Raw genomic sequence first — 21282 nt, forward strand, 5'->3', positions numbered from 1 at the left:
CCGATCGCCCTCGCACTTCTGGGCGCATGCTGGGCAGACAAACAATGACCTGCATGGAGTAAAACTATCAAAGTTTAATGCGCTCTGTCGTTCTCATCGATCAAATTGGGGACGGGTTCTGAGTTATTAGGCGACCAATGCAGGCAGGATTTGCGTTCTCCAAGCTCGCCGACCGGTTGGCGAGCCTCACTCCCGTAACGGCCGACGATCTCCACCTGCTCGCGGACATGGCAAGCACAATCGCGCATCTCGGTTCGCGTCAGGCCGTTTTGCGGCATGGCGATGATGCCACCCAGTGCTGCCTGCTCCTTCAGGGATATCTGTCGTGGCAGGATGCAGAGAGTGCGGACGGGCAGATCACGTCAATCCATGTTCCCGGTGACATCGCCGATCTACACACGCTTTATCGTCCTCGCGTTGACGGCAACCTGATCGCGCTCGGCCCTGCCATCGTCGCTCTCGTGCCACACCGCTTCTTTCACGATTTGTCCGCGCGTTCGCCCGCGATGTCTCGCGCATTGCTGCTGATGCTGCTCACCACCCACGCCATTCAGCGCAACTGGACAGTGAACCTGGGTAGCCGTGATGCATTGACGCGCGTGGCGCATCTGCTGTGCGAGATCACCACCCGGCTGCAAAGCGTCGGCTTGGCGAGAGATTTCAGACTGCCGTCACCCTTCACCCAATCGGACCTTGCGGCAGCATGCAGCATCTCCCCGGTCCACGCCAACCGCACGATTCAGGAACTGCGACGATGCAATCTCCTGCAATGGCAGGGCAAGACGGTAACGATCACGGACTGGCAGGGACTCGTGCGGCTCGCAAGATTCGATCCGACTTACCTGAGCATTTCGTCCAGCCGCGACGATGCGTCGTCCTCGCGTCTCAGGCCACTTACGGCGGACCTTGCGCTCGCTTGAGCTCCTTTCGGACGACACCTTGGAAACTTGCGGAGCGTGCAATCAGGGCCTCCCGCACCTCTTCAAGGACGCTATCCCAGTTGCCTGGTGTCCTCTGATGAAACAGCCGCAGGCTCGGATACCAAAGGGAATGGGCCTCGGATGCCGGCCAGCGCCAGTCGCAATCCGCATGCAATAAGACCCACGCCTCACAGCCGAGTGCTCCCGCGAGATGGGCCACCATAGTGTCGACGCAAATGACGAGATCGAGCCGCTGGAGGAGATGACCGAGAACCGTAACGTCAGGCGTGCTGACGTCCCTCGCGCCGATCTCGGCCAGTTCGCACGTTCGGGCCCCGCGTTGCAGTGAGCAGAGCGTCACGCCGGGAACGGCAAGATGTCCCAACAGGGACGGCGGAACGGTCCTCCGCTTGTCCCAATTGCCGACTTCCCAAACCAGGCCCACGGCAAGGCCCCTGAGTTCGAGACCTCGGTCTTGCGGGAGCGCTGGTTCGACCTTGGTCGGCAACGACAGGTAAGGTGCGCGCATCTCGACCTGCTCTCGCCTCGCCCTTATGGCATGCGGCACCTCCATAATCTCGATATCGACCTCGAAGTCGACCTCAGGTGCACCATCATGGAGCGCGAAGGCCCGATCGACGCCAGCCGCTCGCTCGACCAGCGGCAGAAGCTCGCCCTGGCACCAGACCGTGACGCGGCGCGCGACGTCACGAAGCGGCCGCATGAAGCGCAGGAACTGGATAGTGTCGCCGAGCCCGTGGTAGCAGCGGACCAGCACATCCTTGCCCCTCAGTTCCTCACCACGCCAGATCCGCTGCAGGTGACGCGGCCCGGTGTGCTTGGGTGGATACGCAAGCATTGCCAGATCGCGGTCATTGATTGCCCAGGCGCGTTCGAAGTCGCCTGCCCGCATCGCCTCGGTCCAGCTGCCCGACACGTGGCGATCCAACTAGCGCCGTACGAATTTGTGAAAGCGGCTCGGCTTCCCATCCTTGGTCTGGTCCTGATGGAGGAAGGCAATGCCGGCCTCGTCGAACTTGGCGAAGAATTCGTCCCAGCTGATCCGATCGAGACCTTCGTCGGGCGGATCGAAATCGATGCGCAGGATACCGGCGTGTCCGTCCTCCTCCGTGGCCTTGACCGTTGCAGGCTTTCCGCCGCGCTCCTCCGCCCATTTCCGGATCACATCATGGCTGGTGGTCTGCTGGGCTTCGCTGGTTTGTGATTTGGATGACATGTGACACCTCGATTGCTGACAAGGAGCGAGCGACGGATCGGCCCTCGCGTCGGACTGTTTCGCCGTGAACGCCGGGCGCGAGCATTTGTTCTTTCGTAGGCCGGACTCTCTCAAAACATCATCTTCTTCATCTTCATCATGGAAGCTTTTCGTTCCCACCAACCCGCCCGGGATTCTATCCCAGGTTAAGCGCGCGAGATTTTTTCGGCCGGAATCCGACGTGAGGCGGACATAGTGCAGTGAGTTCAGGAACGAACATACGTTCCCCACGTTCGCCGACGTACTTACGTCAACACTGCATCTCTTCAACACTGCATGCCTTAACGCTGCACGTCTTCCGGAGGGCCTCTAGCCATGCATTCTCGTCTTCAGGACAGGCGGCGCGTGCGCGTCGGCATCGTCGGTGTCGGCAATTGTGCGAGCTCCTTCGTTCAAGGGCTCTCCTATTACCGGGACGCCAAATCGAATGAACCGGTGCCTGGGCTGATGAACGCCGATCTCGGCGGCTACCACATCAGCGACATTCAGGTCGCGTCGGCCTTCGACGTCCATGCCGGCAAGGTCGGACGCGACGTGGCCGAGGCGATCTTCGCAGCGCCGAACAACACGCACCGCTTCTCCGACGTCGCCCCCACCGGCGTCATGGTCCAACGCGGCCCCGTCATGGACGGTGTCGGCCATTATCTAAAGGACGACGTCCCGATTGCGGATGTCCCGGAAGCCGACGTCTCCGAAGTGCTCGCGACCTCGCGCACGGACGTGCTTGTGTCCTATCTTCCCGTCGGCTCGCAGCGTGCGAGCGAATTTTACGCCGCGCGCGCGATCGAGGCCGGCTGCGGCTACGTCAATTGCATCCCCGTCTTCATTGCCTCGAATCCCGACTGGCGGCGGCGTTTCGAGGATGCAGGCCTGCCGATCGTCGGCGACGACATCAAGAGCCAGGTCGGCGCCACCATTCTGCACCGTGTGCTCGCCAATCTCTTCCGTGAACGCGGCGTACGGCTGGACAGAACCTACCAGCTCAACATCGGCGGCAACACCGATTTCAAGAACATGCTCGAGCGCGAGCGGCTGACATCAAAGAAGATCTCCAAAACCCAAGCCGTAACCAGCCAGTTCGACGTGCCCATGGATGCCGATAATATCCATGTCGGCCCGAGCGACCATGTGCCGTGGCTGACCGACCGCAAGCTGGCCTTTATCCGCCTGGAGGGCACCACGTTCGGCGGTGTTCCCTTGAGCGCGGAAGTCAAGCTCGAAGTCTGGGACTCCCCGAACTCGGCGGGTGTCGTGATCGACGCGGTCCGCTGCGCCAAGCTCGCCATGGACCGCGGGCAGGCCGGCGCGCTGACGGGCCCCTCGAGCTATTTCATGAAGTCGCCGCCTCAGCAGTTCACGGACGAAGAGGCCGGACGGCGAACGCGCGCCTTCATCGACGACAAGGCGTATACCTGATGGCGAAGATCATTCATCTGATCCGCCACGGGCATCATGCCCTGCTCGGCCGCACGCTCTGTGGCCGGATGAAGGGCGTAGAGCTCGATGATCTCGGCTGCGAGGAAATCGCGCGATGCGCCGATACTTTCACGCCCCCGCCGAGCATGGTTCAGTCGAGCCCGCAGCGGCGCTGCATGCAGTCGGCCTGCATCCTGGCGGCGCGCTTCGGCTTGCCGGTCGAGATCGTGCCGGCACTCGACGAGCTCGACTACGGCGAATGGACCGGACTGTCGTTCGAGGCGCTCGCCCGGGATCCCCGCTGGTCGCGCTGGAACGAACAACGCGGAACGAACCGCCCGCCGGGGGGCGAAAGCATGCGGTCGCTTCAGAAGCGCGTCGTCGCCCATCTGGAGCAGCTGCGCAACGATCATGGTAGCGGCACCGTCGTCGTCGCCGTCAGCCATGCCGAACCGATCCGCGCGGCGCTGCTGCACTATTCCCGGAAAGAGCTCGACGACTTCCTCTCGATCGAGATCGACCCCGGCAGCGTCAGCACCCTCAGCGTGGACAATCGCGGACTCAAGATCACCGGGATCAATCAGCGGGTGCCAGCGTGAAGATCGTCATTTTCGGCCTGACAATTTCCTCGTCCTGGGGCAACGGTCACGCCACCCTGTGGCGAGGGCTTTGCAAGCATCTCGCGCGAGCCGGCCACAGCGTCGTCTTTTTCGAGCGCGACGTGCCCTACTACGCGGGCGCGCGGGATTTGCACGAACTGCCCGGCGGGCAATTGCGACTGTTCTCGAACTGGGACGATGTGCTGCCTTTGGCGCGGAGCGAAATCCGTGATGCAGATGTCGCGATCATAACGTCCTATTGTCCCGACGCGATCGCCGCGACAGAGCTTGTCCTGTCCGAGGGTCGTGCGGTGCCCGTGTTCTATGACCTCGACACGCCGGTCACGCTGACGAAGCTGATGGCCGGCGAGGCCGTTCCCTATATCGGGCCGCGCGGCCTGCGGGATTTCGCCCTGGTCCTGAGCTTCACCGGCGGCTCCCGCATCTGCAACGAATTTCGCGACAGGCTCGGCGCCTGCAACGTCCGCCCGCTCTACGGACACGTCGATACGGACATCCATCGGCCGGTGCCGTCGCAGCCGCATTACCGTGCGGATCTGTCCTATCTCGGCACATATTCGCAGGATCGCCAGCGCGCACTCGAGGCTCTGTTCGTCGAACCCGCACGTAACAGGCAGGATCTGCGCTTCCTGATTGGAGGTGCACAATATCCGGAAGATTTTCCCTGGTCGCCAAACATCTACTTCGTGCAGCACTTGCCGCCGTCGGAGCACGCGGCGTTCTTTGCGTCATCCCGGCTGACACTCAACGTCACGCGCCGCGCCATGGCCGAGATGGGCTGGTGCCCCTCCGGCCGCCTGTTCGAAGCCGCTGCCTGCAAGGCCCCGCTGCTCAGCGACGACTGGCCGGGACTCGATGAATTCTTTGTACCTGGGCAGGAGATCCTGATCGCATGCGATGCGAAGGACACGCTTGCTGCGTTGACGATGGCCGACGCCGAGCTTCAGCACATTGCCGGGCGCGCCTATGAACGGACCATGGATCAGCACACATCCGACAAGCGCGCAGCCGAACTGATTTGGCTGCTCGAGCAGACGGCATCGCTCGGCGCGCGCCGACAGCAACCCGAGGAGGCCTGATCATGTGGGGCATCGTTCCGGCCGCGGGCCGCGGCAGCCGCATCCAGCCGCTCGCCTTCTCCAAGGAGTTGCTTCCGGTCGGAAGCCAACGGGACGACGGCATCGACCGTCCGTGCGCCGTCTCCGAATATCTGCTGGAGCGGCTGATCCTTGGGGGCGCCGACAAGATCTGCTTCGTGATCTCCCCCGGCAAATCGGACATCCTCGAATATTTCGGCGATCATTATGGCAGCGCCCAGCTCGCCTATGTCGTGCAGCCCGATGCGTCGGGGCTGTGCGATGCCGTGTTCAGGGCGGGCACGGTCGTTGGCCACGACGAAGACGTCCTGGTCGGACTTCCGGATACCGTATGGTTCCCAAAGGCGGCCTTGCAGACGTTGCCGGCCGCCGACCTGTCGTTTCTGCTGTTTCCGGTCGAACATCCCGAGTTCTTCGATGCCGTCGTGCTCGACGGCGATCGCGTCACGGAGATCCAGGTCAAGCAGCCGGATGCGGTGTCGAAATGGATATGGGGCGCCTTCAAGATGTCCGGCCACGGATTTCGCGAGCTTCAGTCGTTGTGGACGAAGCGCGACCGCCGCGATGAATATTTCGGGACGCTCGTCAATGCCTACATCGCGGGCGGCGGCCAGGGTCTCGGCGTCAAGGCCGGCGAATCCTATGTCGACGTCGGCACCATCGATGGCTACCGGACGGCAATGGCGTTGCTCGCGGAAAGCTCCGCCGGGAACGGACGCTCTCGACTGCTGGCCGGCGGTTCGCCGGAGGCAATCCGCCCTGCCTCCGCAATGAACAATGGAGTGACCGCATGAGCAGAGGCGCCCTCTCCCGCGAGGAAATCCGCCAGCGCGTCGATGCGCTCGGGCCATGGTTTCACAATCTGGACCTGAACGGCGTGCCGACAGCGCCTTCACACTTTCTCGGCGACTATCCCAACGTGAAATGGCGCCGCTTTTCCGGGATCATTCCGGACCGCCTCGAAGGCAAGACCGTGCTCGATATCGGCTGCAATGCCGGTTTCTACGCCATGGAGATGAAGCGGCGCGGCGCCGAGCGCGTCCTCGGCCTGGACACCGACGACGAATATCTCGCGCAAGCCCGCTTCGCGGCCGAGGTGAACGGGCTCAGGATCGAATTCCGCAAGATGTCAGCCTATGATGTCGGCCAGCTGCGCGAAAAATTCGATCTCGTGATCTTCATGGGCGTGCTCTACCACCTGCGGCACCCTCTGCTGGCACTCGACCTGATCCACGAGCACGTGGCTGACGATCTCCTGCTGTTCCAGTCGATGCAGCGCGGCGACAGCCGCGTGGATTCCCTCGACAAGAACTATGACTTCTGGACCACCGATCAGTTCGATTCCCCGGGCTATCCAAAGCTGCACTTCATCGAGAACAAATATGCCGACGACCCCACCAATTGGTGGGTGCCGAACCGCGCCTGCGCCGAAGCCATGCTGCGCAGCGCCGGCTTTGCGATCGCGGCGCATCCGGAAGAGGAAGTCTATCTCTGCAAACGGGTGACAAGGCCGCAGGCGGAAGGTCCGGTTTATCCGTCGCGGGAGACTGGCCGATGATCGAAGCCGCCAAGATCTGGAACGAGCCCAACAACAAGTCGCACTGGGACATCCTGATCGATCCGGATTGGACCATGTTCGCGAGCCTGTCGCTCGCTGCCGGAAAGGCGATCCGCAGCGCGCATCCCACACTCCCACGTGTGCTTGGCGGCATATCGCCGATCGATCCGTCCTTCCTGCGCAACATGCAGGCGCGCGGCGTACTCGATCATGTCGATGTCGTGGCCGTGCACGGCTTTCCGCTGGACTGGAACCTGTGGCAGATCGCGGAATGGCCGGCCAAGATCGACGAGATCAAGGCCGTCACCCCGCTGCCTGTTTGGGTCACGGAGGTGGGAGTCTCGTCTTTCGGCGCCGAGGAGGTGCAGGCTTGGGGCCTGACCCGAACGGCGGAGTTGTTGATCGGCCGCGCTCCGCGCATTCACTGGTACAGCCTCTACGATCTGCCTTCGAGTTGGGAGGCCACGACCCGGCACAAGGAAGCTGAAGGTTCATCCTACTACAGGCATTTTCACATGGGCCTGCTACGCGAGGACGGAACGCCGAAAGCCTCGGCGGACCTGTTCGCCCAATATGCACCTGCGATGGGCCTGTGCCAGTGGTTTCACTTCGAGGACCACCGCCTCGACGACGCCGTGCGCTGGATGCGCCGGCTGGGCGTGCAGCATCTCAGGACTGGCCTGTCCTGGGCCGACAGCTTCCGTCCCAATGCGCTCGACTGGTTCGATCGGCAGATGGACGCGCTGGCCGAGTTTCAGGTCACGGTGACCTTCTGCTTCACCCCGGAACATCGGGGTATCGAGCCTCATCACACCAGCCCGCCGCTCGACGTGAACGAGTTCGCCGAGTTCTGCGCGCAGATGGTCGAACGCTATTGCGCGAAAACCGGGCTCGCGCCGTCCGCAGCGTCTTCGCGCCCGGCCATCTCGGAGCCGACATGCGTGCCGTGATCCTGGTGATGGACTCCGTCGGGATCGGCGCCGCGCCCGATGCCATCAATTACGGCGACGAGGGTGCCGATACCGTCGGCCACATTGCCGAGATGTGCATGGCCGGCAATGCCGACGGACCGCACCGGGAGGGGCCGCTTCAGCTTCCCAATCTGGTTGCGCTCGGCCTTGGCCAGGCTTGCCGTCTCGCCACCGGGCGCGTGCCGCCGGGGCTCGATGGCCCAACTGAGCATGCGCGATTTGGCTGCGCGAGCGAGATCTCCAAAGGCAAGGACACGCCCTCGGGCCATTGGGAGATCGCCGGCGTGCCGGTGCCATTCGACTGGGGCTATTTTCCAAGAACCAAGCCATGCTTCGCGCGCGACCTGACGGAGAGCCTGTGCGAACAGGCTCGAGTGCCCGGCATCCTCGGGAACTGTCACGCCTCCGGCACGGAGATCATCGCCGAATTCGGCGAGCGTCACATCAGAACGGGCGAACCGATCTGCTATACATCGGCCGACAGCGTGTTTCAGATCGCAGCGCACGAGGAGACGTTCGGTCTCGAACGCCTCTATGAGGTCTGCCGTGTTGCACGCCGACTGGTCGACCCCCTCAACATCGGGCGCGTCATCGCACGCCCCTTCATCGGCACGTCGGTAGGTGACTTCAAGCGAACAGCGCACAGGAAGGACTTCTCCGTCCCCCCGCCGGAGCGAACGATCCTCGATCTTGCCGAGAGCGCAGGCCGTGACATCGTAACGATCGGCAAGATCGACGACATCTTCGCCCATCGCGGCACCGGGAGGAACCTGCGCGGCGATGGCAACCAAGCGCTGTTCGATGCCACGTATGATGGGCTGGCCTCTCTCGCGGAGGGCGGGATGTTGTTCGCCAATTTCATCGATTTCGACACGCTGTACGGCCATCGCCGAGATGTGGCAGGCTATGCAGCGGCGCTCGAAGCCTTCGATGCGCGAGTTCCGGATCTTTTGAACCGCCTGCGCGAGGATGATCTCCTGATCATCACGGCTGATCATGGTTGCGATCCGACCTGGAGCGGTACCGATCACACGCGGGAACAAGTGCCGGTTTTGGCGTGGAGCGCGCGGTTAACTTCTCCGATCGGCAAGCGCGCCGGATTTGCGGACATCGGCGCGACGGTCGCGAGCCATCTCGAGCTGCAGGCACCGGGTCACGGCGTGTATTTTTAGCCTGCTGCACCGCGCAGATTCACCTGGGTTATTGATCCAGGTTAGAGAAATTTTCGTTTGTAGGTTTCGCAGGAACGAACATTCCTTGCACCGCTTCTACTTCCAAATGTGACTGGCGCGCCGGTCGCTCGACCAGAACAGCAGCGCGCTTTCATTCTCATCACGGATTGATCCCGCAGGATCGATCTTACGGCGGCACGGAGCGGTGAATGACGCGAGTATTGATCACTGGAGGTGCGGGATTCATCGGATCGCATGCAGCGGACGCGCTGCTCGCGGCCGGCTACGAAGTCCGCCTGCTCGACAATCTCTCGCCGCAGGTCCACGGAGGCAACCGCCAGCGTCCCGCCTATCTTGCCAAAGACGCGGAGCTCGTCGTCGGTGACGTCACCGACGCTCTCGCGGTCGATCATGCGTTGCGCGGCACCGACATGGTCCTGCATCTCGCATCAGCGGTCGGCGTCGGCCAGAGCATGTATGACATCGAACCCTACGTCAGAACCAACGAGCTCGGTACCGCCGTGCTGTTGCAAGCACTATCCAAGCGCCCGGTCGCGCGGCTCGTGGTGGCCTCGTCCATGAGTATTTACGGCGAGGGCCTTTACCGGAGCGCCGATCAGAGCGTGGTCGCCTGCGAGGAGCGGGCGGTCGAGCAGCTTCGCCGCGGCGATTGGGAGCTGCGCGATGCCGCTGGCAACCCGCTCGATCCCGTCCCTACGCCGGAGACAAAGCAGCCTTCGCTGAGCTCGATCTATGCGCTCAACAAATATGCGCAGGAGCGCATGTGCCTGATCACAGGCAAGGCGTATGGCATTCCGACGGTGGCGCTACGCTTCTTCAATGCGTTCGGGCCACGTCAGGCCCTGTCCAATCCGTATACCGGCGTACTGGCCATCTTCGCCGCCCGGCTGCTCAACGGCCGTCCTCCCCTCGTGTTCGAGGATGGCCGGCAGCGCCGCGACTTCGTCCATGTCCATGACGTCGCCCGCGCCTGCCGGATGGCGCTGGAGGCGGAGCATGCGCAGGACGTCTTCAACGTCGGCTCTGGTCAGAGTCGCACCATTTTGTCGGTCGCGGAGGATCTGGCCGAAGTCATGGGGCGCCGCGACATTGCGCCCGAGCTGACGCGGAAATATCGCGCCGGGGACATCCGGCACTGCTTCGCCGATATGGGAAAATCCCGCGACGTGCTCGGCTTCGAGCCTCGCGTCGCATTCAGGGACGGGCTCGAAGAGCTGGCGGAATATCTCGCCGACCAGATCGCCGACGATCAGGCGGAGCGAGCCACCAAGGAGCTGCAGCAACGAGGATTGGTCGCGTGATGAGTGAACGAGACAACAGACCCGTCCTGATCACCGGCGGCTGCGGGTTTATCGGCTGCAACCTCGCCGACCGCCTCGCGGAGCGCGGCGAGCCGGTGCTGATCCTGGATAACCTCGCCCGCACCGGCGTGCGGGAGAATGCGCAGTGGCTGAAGTCCCGGCATGGCGACCGGGTCACAATCACCGTGGCCGACATTCGCGAGCCGATCCCGGTGATCGACGCCGTACGCGAAGCCCGCGCCGTGCTGCACTTGGCCGCCCAGGTCGCCGTCACCGACAGCGTGAGCGATCCGGCCGCCGATTTCGAGATCAATGCGCGTGGCACATTGAACGTGCTCGAAGCCGTGCGCCTCCACAACAACGCCGCACCGATCGTGTTCGCCTCGACCAACAAGGTCTACGGACGCCTGATCGATGATGGCGACATCGCGCTCACCGGCCGCCGCTACACGCCGAAAAGCGGCCTGCTGGCGGCCGGCATCTCGGAAAATGCGCCGCTCGACTTTTACAGCCCCTATGGATGCTCCAAGGGAACGGCGGATCAATACGTCCACGACTATGCGCGGGTCTACGGCCTCCAGACCGTGGTAATGCGCATGAGCTGCATCTACGGGCCCCGTCAATTCGGCACCGAGGATCAGGGTTGGATCGCGCATTTCCTGCTCAGCGCTATCCGCAGCAAAGAGCTGACGATCTATGGCGACGGCCATCAGGTCCGCGATGCGCTTCACGTCTCCGACGCGGCCGCGGCCTGGCTCGCCGTGCTCGATGGCATCGCGCTCGCCCGTGGGCGCGTATTCAATCTCGGCGGTGGTCCGGCCAACGCGATCAGTCTGCTGGAATTGATCGACCGCATCACCGATCTGACCGGCCGCAAGGTGGCCTATCGCTTTGCCGATTGGAGGCCCGGCGATCAGCCCTGGTACGTGACCGACACGCGCGCGCTCTCCAGCGCGCTCGGCTGGGCACCTCAGATTTCATTCGCAGACGGACTCCGATCCCTTCACACCTGGCTGGCCGGCCGGTTCGGATCGTCACAAGACAACCGCGAGGCGCTCGCATGACGCGTGTTGCCCTCATCAACCCAAACTGGGACTTTGGCGGCAGCATCTATTTCGGCTGCCGATCGCCTCACCTTCCGCTCGAACTCGGGATCTCCGAGCACTACCTGAAGGCGGCCGGGCACAAGACGCTGCTGCTCGACGCCCACATGTTTGACCTTTCTCTCACCGAGATCGAAGCCGAGCTGCGCGCGTTCGGCCCCGACCAGATCGTCATCACGACAGCGCCGACCTATCTGTTCTGGCGCTGCGCCCCTCCCGAGCTCCGCGTTCCGCAGGAGCTTGCGATGGCGGTGCGCGACTTGGCTCCGATCCTCATCGCGGTGGGTCCCCATGGCTCGACCGTGCCAAGGGCGGCGCTTCGAAAGCTCGGCACCGACATCGTCGTGATGGGCGAGTGCGAGGCGTCCTTGCTGCGTCTAGCCAATGGCGAACGGGACTTTCCGGGCTTGTGCTTTGCCGATGGCGCATCGCTCCGCGTCAATGGCGGCCCGCAGGCCGTCGCGTTCAAGGATCAGCCGCCGCTCGACTGGCCGGAGGAGATGATCCGGCGACACCACCATCACCATCACCGCTTCGAAGCCGAGCCGCAGGCGCCAGGCGCCGAGGTCGAATCATCCAGGGGATGTCCGTACAACTGCACGTTCTGCGCCAAGGAGAACTTTCGCAACGCCTACCGCAAGCGGCCCCCCCTTATCGTTCTCGAAGAGATCGACGGTCTGCGCCGTCAAGGCATCGAATATGTCTATTTCATCGACGAGATTTTCCTTCCGAACGCGGAGCTGCTGGAAGGGCTGACCACACGCGGACTGAAGTTCGGGGTGCAGACCCGCATCGACCTTTGGAAGCCGGACATGCTGGCTCTGCTCGGCCGCGCCGGCTGCGTCTCGATTGAAGCCGGCATCGAAAGCCTCACCGTCGAGGGTCGCGCCGCGCTCGCCAAGAACTGCAAGATGACGACCGACCAGCTTGCCGAACGGCTGGTCGAAGCGCGCCGTCACGTTCCTTTCGTCCAGGCCAATTTGATCGAAGTCCCCGAGGACGATGACCCCATCGTGCAGCGCTGGCGTCGCACCATGCAGGATGCCGGCATCTGGGCCAACGATCCGGTCCCGCTGTATCCCTATCCCGGGTCGCCGGATTATCGAAAGCTGTGGGGCGAGCCCGACGATTTCGCCTGGGAGCGCGCACACCGGCACTATCTCGCGATGTTCGACCAGTTCAGCGACGTGCAGAACGATCGCCCGGTCCCGCTCGAGGCTCTCGAACTGCAGGTGGCATCATGAGCCGCAGCTCGCAGCTCAGAATCCTGATGACGACCGATACTGTCGGAGGCGTCTGGACCTACTCGTCTTCTCTAGCTTCGTCCCTTGCTTCGAAGGGCGCCGACGTTACCCTGGTGACGATGGGCCCGCGCGCGCAGGCCGGCCAGCTAGAGATGCTGCGTGGTTCGCGGGTCCGCCTGATCGAAACGGACCTTGCACTCGAATGGCAGGATCCGGAAGGCCAAGATCTGGTCCAGGCCAGGCGCGTCCTTGCGAAGCTCGAGGCCGGAATCGTGCCTGACGTCGTTCACCTCAATAGTTTTCGCGAGGCGGCCTTCGCCTGGCGCGCTCCTGTGATGGTCGTCGCGCATTCCTGCGTCAACTCCTGGGGGCACGCCTGCCACGATACGAGCTGGCTCCGCGAACCGAAATGGCGCAGCTACACCGAACGGGTAACGGCCGCACTCGACACGGCACAGGCCTGGGTTTGTCCCAGCCAGTCCTTCCACGATGACATTGCGGAAATTTATCGGCCTCGCTCGCGCGGCATCGTGATCTGGAATGGAATTGGCCCTCAGGGCTTTGCGGGACGGAAGCAAGACGTGATCTTTGCGGCGGGCCGGCTCTGGGACCGCGCCAAGAACATCGAGGTCCTGGCGGCCGCGGCGCCTGGGCTGGACTGGCCCGTTCAGGTCGCGGGCCCGGCGGATGAGTGCCCTTCGGCTTCCATCACCTGGCTCGGGCATTTGCCTCACGAAGTCATGCGCGCGCATTTGCGGCAGGCCGGCATCTTCGCCAGCCCCGCGCTCTATGAGCCGTTCGGCCTCTCCGTTCTGGAAGCCGCGGCGGCGGGATGCGCTCTCGTCCTGTCCAACATTCCGACTTTCAGGGAATTGTGGAGCGGGGCCGCGCTCTTCGTCGATCCCACCGACAGCAAGGCGCTGCATCGAGCGCTCGCAGGTCTGTGCACCGACGATCGCGAGCGGGTGAGGCTGCAACGTGCCGCCTTTGAGCATTCCCTGACCTACTCGCTGACCCGAACCACGAGCGCCTATCTCAGCCTCTACGAGGAGCTGCTTGCCGTCCATCACGCGCCTGCCCCCATGGAGGTACGCGCATGAAATGCGTTCTATTCTATCACGCGTTCACCTCCTGCTGGAACAACGGCAATGCCCATTTCCTGCGCGGTTATGCCCGCGAACTTCACGCGCTCGGTCATGAGGTCGTCGTGTTCGAGCCGATCGACGGCTGGAGCCGATTGAATGCGATCCGCGAGGGTGGCAGTCAGACGATGGAGGATATTCCAACGCTGTTTCCCGGCATCGGCATCCGCCGCTACGACGCCTCCCTTGATCTCGATGAGGCATTGCACGGCGCCGATCTCGTCATCGTCCACGAATGGAATTCGCCTGATCTGATCGCAGACATCGGATCGAGACGGGCTCACGGCGCGCCCTTCACGTTGCTGTTCCACGACACCCATCATCGCGCCGTCAGCGCACCGGACGAACTCGCGCAGTTCGACCTCGACGGCTTCGACGGTGTGCTCGCCTTCGGCGAGGTCCTTCGCCAAATATATCTGAAGCTCGGCTGGGCGGACCGAGCCTTCACCTGGCACGAGGCGGCCGACATCGCCCTGTATCATCCGCTGCCGCATATCGAGCGCACCGACGATGTCGTCTGGATCGGCAATTGGGGCGACGGCGAACGCAGCGCCGAGCTCAACGAATTTCTGGTCGAACCCGTGGCCGAGCTGAAGCTGCGCGCGGGCGTCTATGGCGTCCGCTATTCGGACGCAGCCCTCGCGACCATTCAGGCGGGGGGCATTCGGTATGGCGGCTGGCTGCCCGCACACTGGGCTCCCATCGCTTTCGCCGGCGCACGCGCGACTGTCCACGTCCCCCGCGGTCCCTATGTCCGCTTGCTACCGGGCATTCCGACCATTCGCATCTTCGAGGCGATGGCGTGCGGCATTCCAATGGTCTCGGCCCCCTGGTCGGACGCGGAAGGCCTGTTCCCGGAAGGTGCCTATCTCAGCGCCTCCGACGGCACCGCAATGAAGCGGGCGCTTCGTGCGCTCCTCGATGACCGGGAATTATGGTCAGCCACGGTGGAGACTGGACTCCGAGCGATCAAGGAGCGTCACACCTGCCGTCACCGGGCGGAGCAGCTTGTCGGCATCGTGCAGGACCTCAGGGCTTCAAGCCACGCGACACAGCCCCTGCGATACATCGGAGCCTCCGCATGAAGATCTGCTTCTTCGGATCCAGCCTCGTCTCATCCTACTGGAACGGTGCCGCCACCTATTACCGCGGCATGCTGAAGGAGATTGCGGCCCTCGGCCACGACGTCACATTCTTCGAGCCCGATGCCTTCGAGCGCCAGGCCCATCGCGACATCGACGATCCCGACTGGGCGAAGGTGGTGGTCTACGCCGCGACGCCCGAGGGCTGGCGTAGCTCGCTTGAGGAAGCCGCCCGCTCGACCGACATGCTGGTCAAAGCCAGCGGCGTCGGCGTCTTCGATCGGGAGCTGGAGAACGCGGTCGCCGACATTCCGTCGAATGCAATGCGCATCTACTGGGACGTCGATGCCCCCGCGACGCTGGAGTCCGTGGCGGACAATCCAGACCATCATCTGCGCCATGCGATCCGATCCTACGACATGGTTTTGACCTATGGCGGCGGCGATGCTGTCGTATCCGCTTATCGCGGCATCGGCGCGCGAGACTGCGTGCCGATCTACAATGCGCTCGACCCCGCCACGCACTTTCCGGCGCCGCCCAATCCACACTTCACGTGCGATCTGAGCTTGCTGGCAAACCGCCTCCCGGACCGCGAGCAGCGCGTCGAGCGGTTCTTTCTCGACGTCGCGCGCCAATTGCCCGACAAAACGTTCGTGCTCGGTGGATCGGGGTGGGACTCCAAAGACACGCCATCCAATCTGCATAAGGTCGGGCATGTCGGGACCGGCGACCACAACGCGTTCTTCGGCTCCGGTCTGGCTACGCTGAACGTCAATCGCGACAGCATGGCGCGCTACGGCTTCTCGCCGCCAACGCGCGTGTTCGAGGCCATCGGTGCCGGAGCCTGCCTGATCACCGACCAGTGGGACGGCATTGATCATTTTCTCGAGCCAGATCGCGAGGTGCTGGTGGCCGCGAGCGGGGCGGAGGTCGCAGAGCATCTTGCCGCACTGCGCCCCGAGCGGGCTCAGGCGATCGCAGCGCGCGCTCGTGCGCGCATTCTGAGCCATCACACCTACCGGCAGCGCGCCCGCCAGTTCAACGATCTCTTTGCCGCAAGCAGTTCGCGAATCGAGGCAGCAGAATGAACCTCACCATCGTCGTCGTCGGTCTTTCGGTTACTTCGTCCTGGGGCAACGGTCATGCCACGACCTATCGCGCCCTGATCGAAGCCCTGGCACGACGAGGTCACCACGTCACGTTTCTGGAACGCGACGTCCCCTGGTATCGCGAGCATCGTGATCTTGCCAAGCCTTCCGGTTGGACTGTCGAGCTTTACCAATCCTTGAAGGACATCCCGCAGCGTTTCGGAAAGATGATCCGGGATGCCGATCTGGTGGTCATCGGCTCCTACGTGCCCGACGGCATCGCGATCTCCGAATGGATCACGACCCACGCCCGGGGGATTACTGCCTTCTACGACATTGACACGCCTGTCACGCTTGCGAAGCTCGAGCAGGGCCTGAACTATCTGTCCGCGGCGATGATCCCGCGCTTCGACCTTTACCTGTCCTTTGCCGGCGGCCCGGTGCCCGGCATGATCGAGGAGAACTATGGCAGTCCGCTGGCTCGGGTGCTGTATTGCAGTGCCGACACCGACATCTACGCGCCGCAACGCGCGGAGAAGAAATGGGCACTTGGCTATCTCGGAACCTACAGCGAGGACCGGCAGCCGGTTCTGGAGCAGCTGCTGCTCGCCCCTGCTCGCACTCTCTCACGCGAGCAATTCGTCGTCGCCGGCGCGCAATATCCCGATGAGGTGGTCTGGCCCGCCAATGTCGCCCGGATCGAGCACCTCACGCCCAAACATCATCCGGGATTTTACGCAGAGCAACGCTTTACGCTAAACGCCACCCGCGCCGACATGCGCGCGCTCGGCTTCTCGCCTAGCGTTCGGTTGTTCGAAGCGGCCGCGTGCGGCACGCCCGTCATCTCGGACCGGTGGCCTGGAATCGAGACCGTCTTCGAGCCTTCCCGGGAAATCCTGCTCGCATCGAGCCCCCGCGACGTCGTGGAGATCCTGCGCGACATGCCCGAGGAGCAAAGGCGCACGATCGCGGAAAACGCACGGCGCCGCGTTCTGGCTGACCACACCTCCGACCACCGCGCCCGGCAAGTCGAGACCTACTACGCCGAGGCGTCGGTCCGCCGCCGCCGGAAAGCCCCGCAACTTCCCGCCTCGCGTCCCATGCAGGTCGCTCAAATCTGAAAGGCAGCACATGACAGTTCAGACCCGCATCAACGCGTCCCGCCGCTCTCCCACCGTTCTGGTGGCCGGCGGCGCCGGCTTCATCGGATCCCACCTCTGCGATGCGCTTTTGCAGCGCGGTCATACCGTGATCTGCCTCGACAACCTGTTTACGGGAAGGATCGACAACATCCGCCCGCTGCTCAATCATCCGAATTTTCGCTTCATCGAACACGACGTGCGCGATCCCATCGAGATCGAGGGCGACATCGACCGGATCTACAGCCTTGCCTGCCCAGCCTCACCCAGGCATTACCAGAAGGATCCAGTCGGCACGATGAAGACCTGCGTGCTCGGCACCATCAACATGCTGGAGCTCGCGCAACGGAAAGGCGCCCGGGTGCTGCAGGCATCGACCAGCGAGGTCTACGGCGATCCCGAAGTGCATCCCCAGCCGGAAACCTATCTCGGCAACGTCAATCCGATCGGGCCCCGGGCCTGCTACGACGAGGGCAAGCGGGCCGCGGAAACGCTGATGTTCGATTACCATCGCATGTACGGCGTCGAAATCAAGGTCGCGCGCATCTTCAACACCTACGGACCCCGTATGCTGGAGAATGACGGACGCGTGGTCTCCAACTTCATCGTGCAGGCGCTTCGCGGAGAGCCGATCACGATCTATGGAGGTGGTACGCAGACCAGGAGCTTCTGCTTCGTCGACGATCTCGTGCGCGGCCTCCAGCTGCTCATGGAGAGTCCATCCTCGATTACTGGTCCGTGCAATCTGGGCAATCCCCACGAGGTCACCATCGAGGCTATTGCGCGGGACGTGCTGGCGTATACGGAGTCAATCTCGCCGCTCCGATTCGAGGAGTTGCCGAAGGACGATCCAAAGCGCCGCAAACCGGTGATCGACACAGCCGTTCGAGCGCTGGGATGGCGCCCGCGCGTGGCGCTCAAAGACGGTCTCAAGGCGACGATCGCCTATTTCGCCATGCGCATGGCCGGGGAAGCGCCGGCACTTGTTCCGGCCATTGCACCGCGCAGGAGCGGACGTACCGGGGCACGCGGACAGCTAACGATCGCCGATGGGCAGTAAACGGCAGAACGAGCCGAGGAACGCGCGGAACCCGCGCGAACTCTCAAGCCCGTGTAGCAGCCGCGCCACGGGCCCGCTTGCAGAAGTTCTCGAGATGGTACTGGTATTCGGAGATCGCGCGATTGGCCATCCGGATCCGGTTTTCCTGGCCTTCCTCGACCATCATGGTGATGCGCTGGGCCAGAAACACGCACGCCTCGAACTCATCGTGGATCGCCCCGCTGCGGGCCAGAAAGTCCCACGCGATCTCATAGGCCTGTTCGGCAGCGGGACTACGGTAGTCGCTGAAAATGATGTGCGCCATTACAGCCAAACGTGGATAAGAGGGTTCCGGTCCTGCGAGCCGATATGACCGCAGGCGGACTCGGCGGCCGAAGCCGCCGGTCTCGCCGTGGTGGGTGTGGAGTGCGATCAGGCCGCCTGGCGCTGATGCGCCAGATATTCCATTGTCACCTTCTCGACGTTCGAGTCGATCCAGGCGGCCATGCGCTGCTCCTCCTTCAGCGACGTCTCAAGAGGCTCCTTGGCCTCCGCGAACCCAGCGGCGCCGCAGAGGGCGAGCAAAGACTTGTATGCAGCAATCTCGAAATTCTCGAAGGCATTGTTGGCGAATGTGTTCTTGAGAATCTCGTCGCCGGCGACAGAGTGTGCCATGGCTTGCATGTTCGCCATCATGGATTGCGTCGTATCCTTGAGGCTGGAGGTGCTCTCCCCGCAGGCTTCCAGGCATCTCTCCAGCCGCTTCAGCTGCTCGTTGGTTTCCTGAAGGTGGGCGGCAACCTTGGCCTTGACCTCGGGATATTCGTCCAATCGTTCCGACTGACGTTCCATCAACTCTCGCGCCTGCACTTCCATCGCATGCGCATTGCGTAATCCAACCACGAATGTATCGCGGGCTGCGTTCGTCATTTCATGTTCCTCCATTTCACCGGCCTTGTCGCCGCCAACCGCAGTTTCGGTGGATCGTTCCTAGAGTGATCCGTGACGCCGACGCTGGGTTCCGGCCGCCGGACCCGAGGCTAACCTGCGATAACAGAACACAAATCCTCTACCGCCGCAGGAACGCTGCATACAGCCGACGGGTTTCCGGAGCGTGGTCGCATCGGCAAACGGCCGCAGCGCTCAGGAACAAAATGACAAACAGCTCTCCGCAAATTAGCAACCCAAGCCCTCCGCTTGGCCGGCCTGCACTTGGCCGTCCGGGCGAGAGACGGCCCGACAACACTTCCGATCCGTTCTTCATGACGATCCGCGACGATCTTGCGGACAAGGGCTTCTTCACGGCGAGCGCGGAGGAGCTGATCACCTGGGCGCGAACCGGGTCGCTGATGTGGATGACGTTCGGGTTCGCCTGCTGCGCGGTCGAAATGATGCAGATGTCGATGCCGCGCTACGACGCCGAACGCTTCGGCTTCGCGCCGCGCGCATCGCCGCGCCAGTCGGATGTGATCATCGTCGCGGGCACGCTCACCAACAAGATGGCGCCGGCGTTTCGCAAGATCTACGACCAGATGCCCGACGAGCCACGCTACGTCATCTCGATGGGGTCGTGCGCTAATGGCGGTGGTTACTACCACTATTCGTATTCGGTCGTGCGCGGCTGCGATCGTGTCGTGCCGGTCGACATCTACGTGCCCGGCTGCCCGCCGACCGCGGAGGCGCTGCTGTACGGCGTGATGCTGCTTCAGAGGAAGATCCGGCGGATCGGCACAATCGAGCGCTAGTGAGCTGACCAACTCGGACTTGAATGGACATGACGCAGATCCCGCTTCCCTCTTCCGCCGACGCGGAGCACGCGCAATCCGACCTCGACCGCAATGACAACACGCGGCAGATCGTCGCTGACGTCGCCTATCGTCAGCTCGCGATCGTCAACGTGATTTTCGTTGGCCTCGAAAACGCCGGCGACGGCAATTGGGTGCTGGTGGACGCCGGCATTCCCGGATCGGCTGGCGCCATCCGCTCCGCCGCGAAAGCCCGGTTTGGAGGAAACGGCCGGCCTTCCTGCATTGTCATGACGCATGGGCACTTCGATCACGTCGGCGTGCTCGAAACGCTACGGAATGAATGGCACGTGCCGGTTTATGCCCATGCGGCCGAGCATCCCTATCTGGACGGAAGCCAATCCTATCCGTCGGCCGATCCCAGCGTCGGTGGCGGGCTGCTCGCTCGGCTCTCTCCGCTCTTCCCGACAAAGCCGGTGGATGTCGCATCGCGCCTTTATGATCTTCCCTGTGATCACAGCGTGCCCTTCATGCCGGAATGGCAGTGGATCCATACCCCCGGCCATACCCCAGGGCATATCTCGCTCTGGCGCGAACGCGACCGCGTGCTGATTGCCGGCGATGCCTTCATCACGACGCGGCAGGAATCCGTCTACGCCGCAGTGACGCAAACGCCGGAGATGCACGGGCCCCCGATGTATTTCACCCCCGATTGGGGAAGCGCCAAGACATCGGTGCGCGCACTTGCCGCACTCGCTCCGGAGATCGTCGTCACGGGGCACGGCGCGGCCATGCAGGGGCCGCAGATGCGCGCGGCTCTCGATGCTCTCGCCCAACGGTTCGACGAAGTTGCCGTGCCTTCGCAATATCGACGCGGAGTCGTCGACGACAGAGCTTGATCACGCTGCACGGCTAGGAACGGTGGATGCTTCACATGATTGATCCGACATCGAAACCTCAAGGAGAAGACAGATGCGTAAGACAATCCTGACGATCTTTACGGCAGCAATGCTTGCAGGCGCTTCAGTCGGCGCAGCGTTCGCGCAAGGTGCTGGCGGTGGCGCCGGTGGTGGCGCAGGCGGCGCCGGTGGTGGGGCCGGAGGCGGTGCTGGCGGCGGCGCGGGCGCTGGTGCCGGGGCTGGCGGCGCAGGCGCAGGCGGTGCTGGAGCTGGAGATGGCGGCTCAGGCGGAACCGGCGGCGGCGGCGGCATCACCCATGTCGAGCGGGGCGGACAAGGTGCTTCCAGTCCTTCCGGCATGCGCAACGAAACGACCCCACCGTCCAACGGCGCCACGCCGCGTCGCTAGCGGTTCGCGGTTAGCAATCCTCCAAAGCGCGCCCTTGCTG

23 protein-coding genes are annotated in these 21282 nt (G+C 63.3%); 19 read left to right on the forward strand and 4 right to left on the reverse strand.

Annotated features, from left to right (window positions below; translation table 11 throughout):
- Window positions 1–137 precede the first annotated feature (137 nt).
- On the forward strand, window positions 138–920 hold the full coding sequence (locus IVB42_RS30315; protein ID WP_085348983.1) for a Crp/Fnr family transcriptional regulator: 783 nt from the start codon (window positions 138–140) through the stop codon (window positions 918–920).
- Here IVB42_RS30315 and IVB42_RS30320 read toward each other — a convergent pair.
- Window positions 895–1857: a hypothetical protein gene (locus tag IVB42_RS30320; RefSeq protein WP_245288576.1), complete on the reverse strand. Its 963-nt coding sequence runs from the start codon at window positions 1855–1857 to the stop codon at window positions 895–897. The two genes, IVB42_RS30315 and IVB42_RS30320, sit on opposite strands and share 26 nt — an antisense overlap.
- Before the next feature lie 12 nt (window positions 1858–1869).
- Entirely contained in the window at window positions 1870–2157 is a 288-nt protein-coding gene (locus IVB42_RS30325; protein ID WP_018460363.1) for a hypothetical protein, read from the reverse strand.
- 354 nt (window positions 2158–2511) lie between these two features.
- Here IVB42_RS30325 and IVB42_RS30330 point away from each other — a divergent pair, with 354 nt between their 5' ends.
- From IVB42_RS30330 to IVB42_RS30400, 15 genes are all read left to right on the forward strand, one after another.
- Window positions 2512–3612: an inositol-3-phosphate synthase gene (locus IVB42_RS30330; protein WP_026234013.1), complete on the forward strand. Its 1101-nt coding sequence runs from the start codon at window positions 2512–2514 to the stop codon at window positions 3610–3612.
- Window positions 3612–4211, forward strand: a complete 600-nt coding sequence (locus tag IVB42_RS30335) for a histidine phosphatase family protein (protein ID WP_018460365.1) — start codon at window positions 3612–3614, stop codon at window positions 4209–4211. Before IVB42_RS30330 ends, IVB42_RS30335 begins: the two co-directional genes overlap by 1 nt.
- Complete coding sequence (locus tag IVB42_RS30340; RefSeq protein ID WP_018460366.1) at window positions 4208–5311, forward strand: glycosyltransferase; 1104 nt, start codon at window positions 4208–4210, stop codon at window positions 5309–5311. Before IVB42_RS30335 ends, IVB42_RS30340 begins: the two co-directional genes overlap by 4 nt.
- A gap of 2 nt (window positions 5312–5313) precedes the next feature.
- Window positions 5314–6123 (forward strand): nucleotidyltransferase family protein, encoded by an 810-nt coding sequence (locus IVB42_RS30345; RefSeq protein WP_018460367.1) that lies wholly within the window; start codon window positions 5314–5316, stop codon window positions 6121–6123.
- Window positions 6120–6887, forward strand: coding sequence for a TIGR04290 family methyltransferase (locus IVB42_RS30350; protein ID WP_018460368.1), 768 nt, complete (start codon window positions 6120–6122; stop codon window positions 6885–6887). Before IVB42_RS30345 ends, IVB42_RS30350 begins: the two co-directional genes overlap by 4 nt.
- Window positions 6884–7837: a beta-xylosidase gene (locus tag IVB42_RS30355; RefSeq protein WP_018460369.1), complete on the forward strand. Its 954-nt coding sequence runs from the start codon at window positions 6884–6886 to the stop codon at window positions 7835–7837. Before IVB42_RS30350 ends, IVB42_RS30355 begins: the two co-directional genes overlap by 4 nt.
- Window positions 7825–9030, forward strand: a complete 1206-nt coding sequence (locus tag IVB42_RS30360) for a phosphopentomutase (protein WP_204511965.1) — start codon at window positions 7825–7827, stop codon at window positions 9028–9030. Before IVB42_RS30355 ends, IVB42_RS30360 begins: the two co-directional genes overlap by 13 nt.
- Before the next feature lie 209 nt (window positions 9031–9239).
- Window positions 9240–10352, forward strand: a complete 1113-nt coding sequence (locus tag IVB42_RS30365) for an NAD-dependent epimerase/dehydratase family protein (RefSeq protein WP_026234015.1) — start codon at window positions 9240–9242, stop codon at window positions 10350–10352.
- Window positions 10352–11416: a GDP-mannose 4,6-dehydratase gene (locus IVB42_RS30370; protein ID WP_018460372.1), complete on the forward strand. Its 1065-nt coding sequence runs from the start codon at window positions 10352–10354 to the stop codon at window positions 11414–11416. The genes IVB42_RS30365 and IVB42_RS30370 overlap by 1 nt, the downstream gene beginning before the upstream one ends.
- Window positions 11413–12699, forward strand: a complete 1287-nt coding sequence (locus tag IVB42_RS30375; RefSeq protein ID WP_018460373.1) for a TIGR04295 family B12-binding domain-containing radical SAM protein — start codon at window positions 11413–11415, stop codon at window positions 12697–12699. Before IVB42_RS30370 ends, IVB42_RS30375 begins: the two co-directional genes overlap by 4 nt.
- Window positions 12696–13799, forward strand: coding sequence for a glycosyltransferase family 4 protein (locus IVB42_RS30380; RefSeq protein ID WP_018460374.1), 1104 nt, complete (start codon window positions 12696–12698; stop codon window positions 13797–13799). The genes IVB42_RS30375 and IVB42_RS30380 overlap by 4 nt, the downstream gene beginning before the upstream one ends.
- Window positions 13796–14926 carry a glycosyltransferase gene (locus tag IVB42_RS30385; protein ID WP_018460375.1) on the forward strand — a complete coding sequence of 377 codons (1131 nt, stop codon included), beginning with the start codon at window positions 13796–13798 and terminating at the stop codon, window positions 14924–14926. Before IVB42_RS30380 ends, IVB42_RS30385 begins: the two co-directional genes overlap by 4 nt.
- Window positions 14923–16011, forward strand: a complete 1089-nt coding sequence (locus IVB42_RS30390; RefSeq protein ID WP_204511967.1) for a glycosyltransferase — start codon at window positions 14923–14925, stop codon at window positions 16009–16011. Before IVB42_RS30385 ends, IVB42_RS30390 begins: the two co-directional genes overlap by 4 nt.
- The gene (locus tag IVB42_RS30395) at window positions 16008–17132 is read left to right on the forward strand and encodes a glycosyltransferase (protein ID WP_018460377.1); all 1125 of its coding nucleotides are present in this window, start codon (window positions 16008–16010) and stop codon (window positions 17130–17132) included. The genes IVB42_RS30390 and IVB42_RS30395 overlap by 4 nt, the downstream gene beginning before the upstream one ends.
- Before the next feature lie 10 nt (window positions 17133–17142).
- Complete coding sequence (locus IVB42_RS30400; RefSeq protein ID WP_018460378.1) at window positions 17143–18210, forward strand: UDP-glucuronic acid decarboxylase family protein; 1068 nt, start codon at window positions 17143–17145, stop codon at window positions 18208–18210.
- Window positions 18211–18253: 43 nt separating this feature from the next.
- Here IVB42_RS30400 and IVB42_RS30405 read toward each other — a convergent pair whose 3' ends face one another.
- Together IVB42_RS30405 and IVB42_RS30410 are read right to left on the reverse strand one after the other, a co-directional pair.
- Window positions 18254–18514 (reverse strand): hypothetical protein, encoded by a 261-nt coding sequence (locus tag IVB42_RS30405; protein WP_018460379.1) that lies wholly within the window; start codon window positions 18512–18514, stop codon window positions 18254–18256.
- 107 nt (window positions 18515–18621) lie between these two features.
- Window positions 18622–19119, reverse strand: a complete 498-nt coding sequence (locus tag IVB42_RS30410; RefSeq protein ID WP_026234016.1) for a ferritin-like domain-containing protein — start codon at window positions 19117–19119, stop codon at window positions 18622–18624.
- A 224-nt stretch (window positions 19120–19343) separates the two neighbouring features.
- Here IVB42_RS30410 and IVB42_RS30415 point away from each other — a divergent pair, with 224 nt between their 5' ends.
- The 3 genes from IVB42_RS30415 to IVB42_RS30425 all read left to right on the forward strand — a co-directional run bounded on the left by IVB42_RS30415 (window position 19344) and on the right by IVB42_RS30425 (window position 21242).
- Window positions 19344–19934 (forward strand): NADH-quinone oxidoreductase subunit B, encoded by a 591-nt coding sequence (locus IVB42_RS30415; protein ID WP_276576656.1) that lies wholly within the window; start codon window positions 19344–19346, stop codon window positions 19932–19934.
- A gap of 29 nt (window positions 19935–19963) precedes the next feature.
- Complete coding sequence (locus IVB42_RS30420) at window positions 19964–20833, forward strand: MBL fold metallo-hydrolase (protein WP_026234018.1); 870 nt, start codon at window positions 19964–19966, stop codon at window positions 20831–20833.
- Between the two features lie 73 nt (window positions 20834–20906).
- Window positions 20907–21242, forward strand: coding sequence for a hypothetical protein (locus IVB42_RS30425; RefSeq protein ID WP_143273835.1), 336 nt, complete (start codon window positions 20907–20909; stop codon window positions 21240–21242).
- Window positions 21243–21282: the final 40 nt, after the last annotated feature.

Source organism: Bradyrhizobium sp. 45, from assembly GCF_023073155.1.
In the GTDB taxonomy this organism is placed as follows: domain Bacteria; phylum Pseudomonadota; class Alphaproteobacteria; order Rhizobiales; family Xanthobacteraceae; genus Bradyrhizobium; species Bradyrhizobium canariense_D.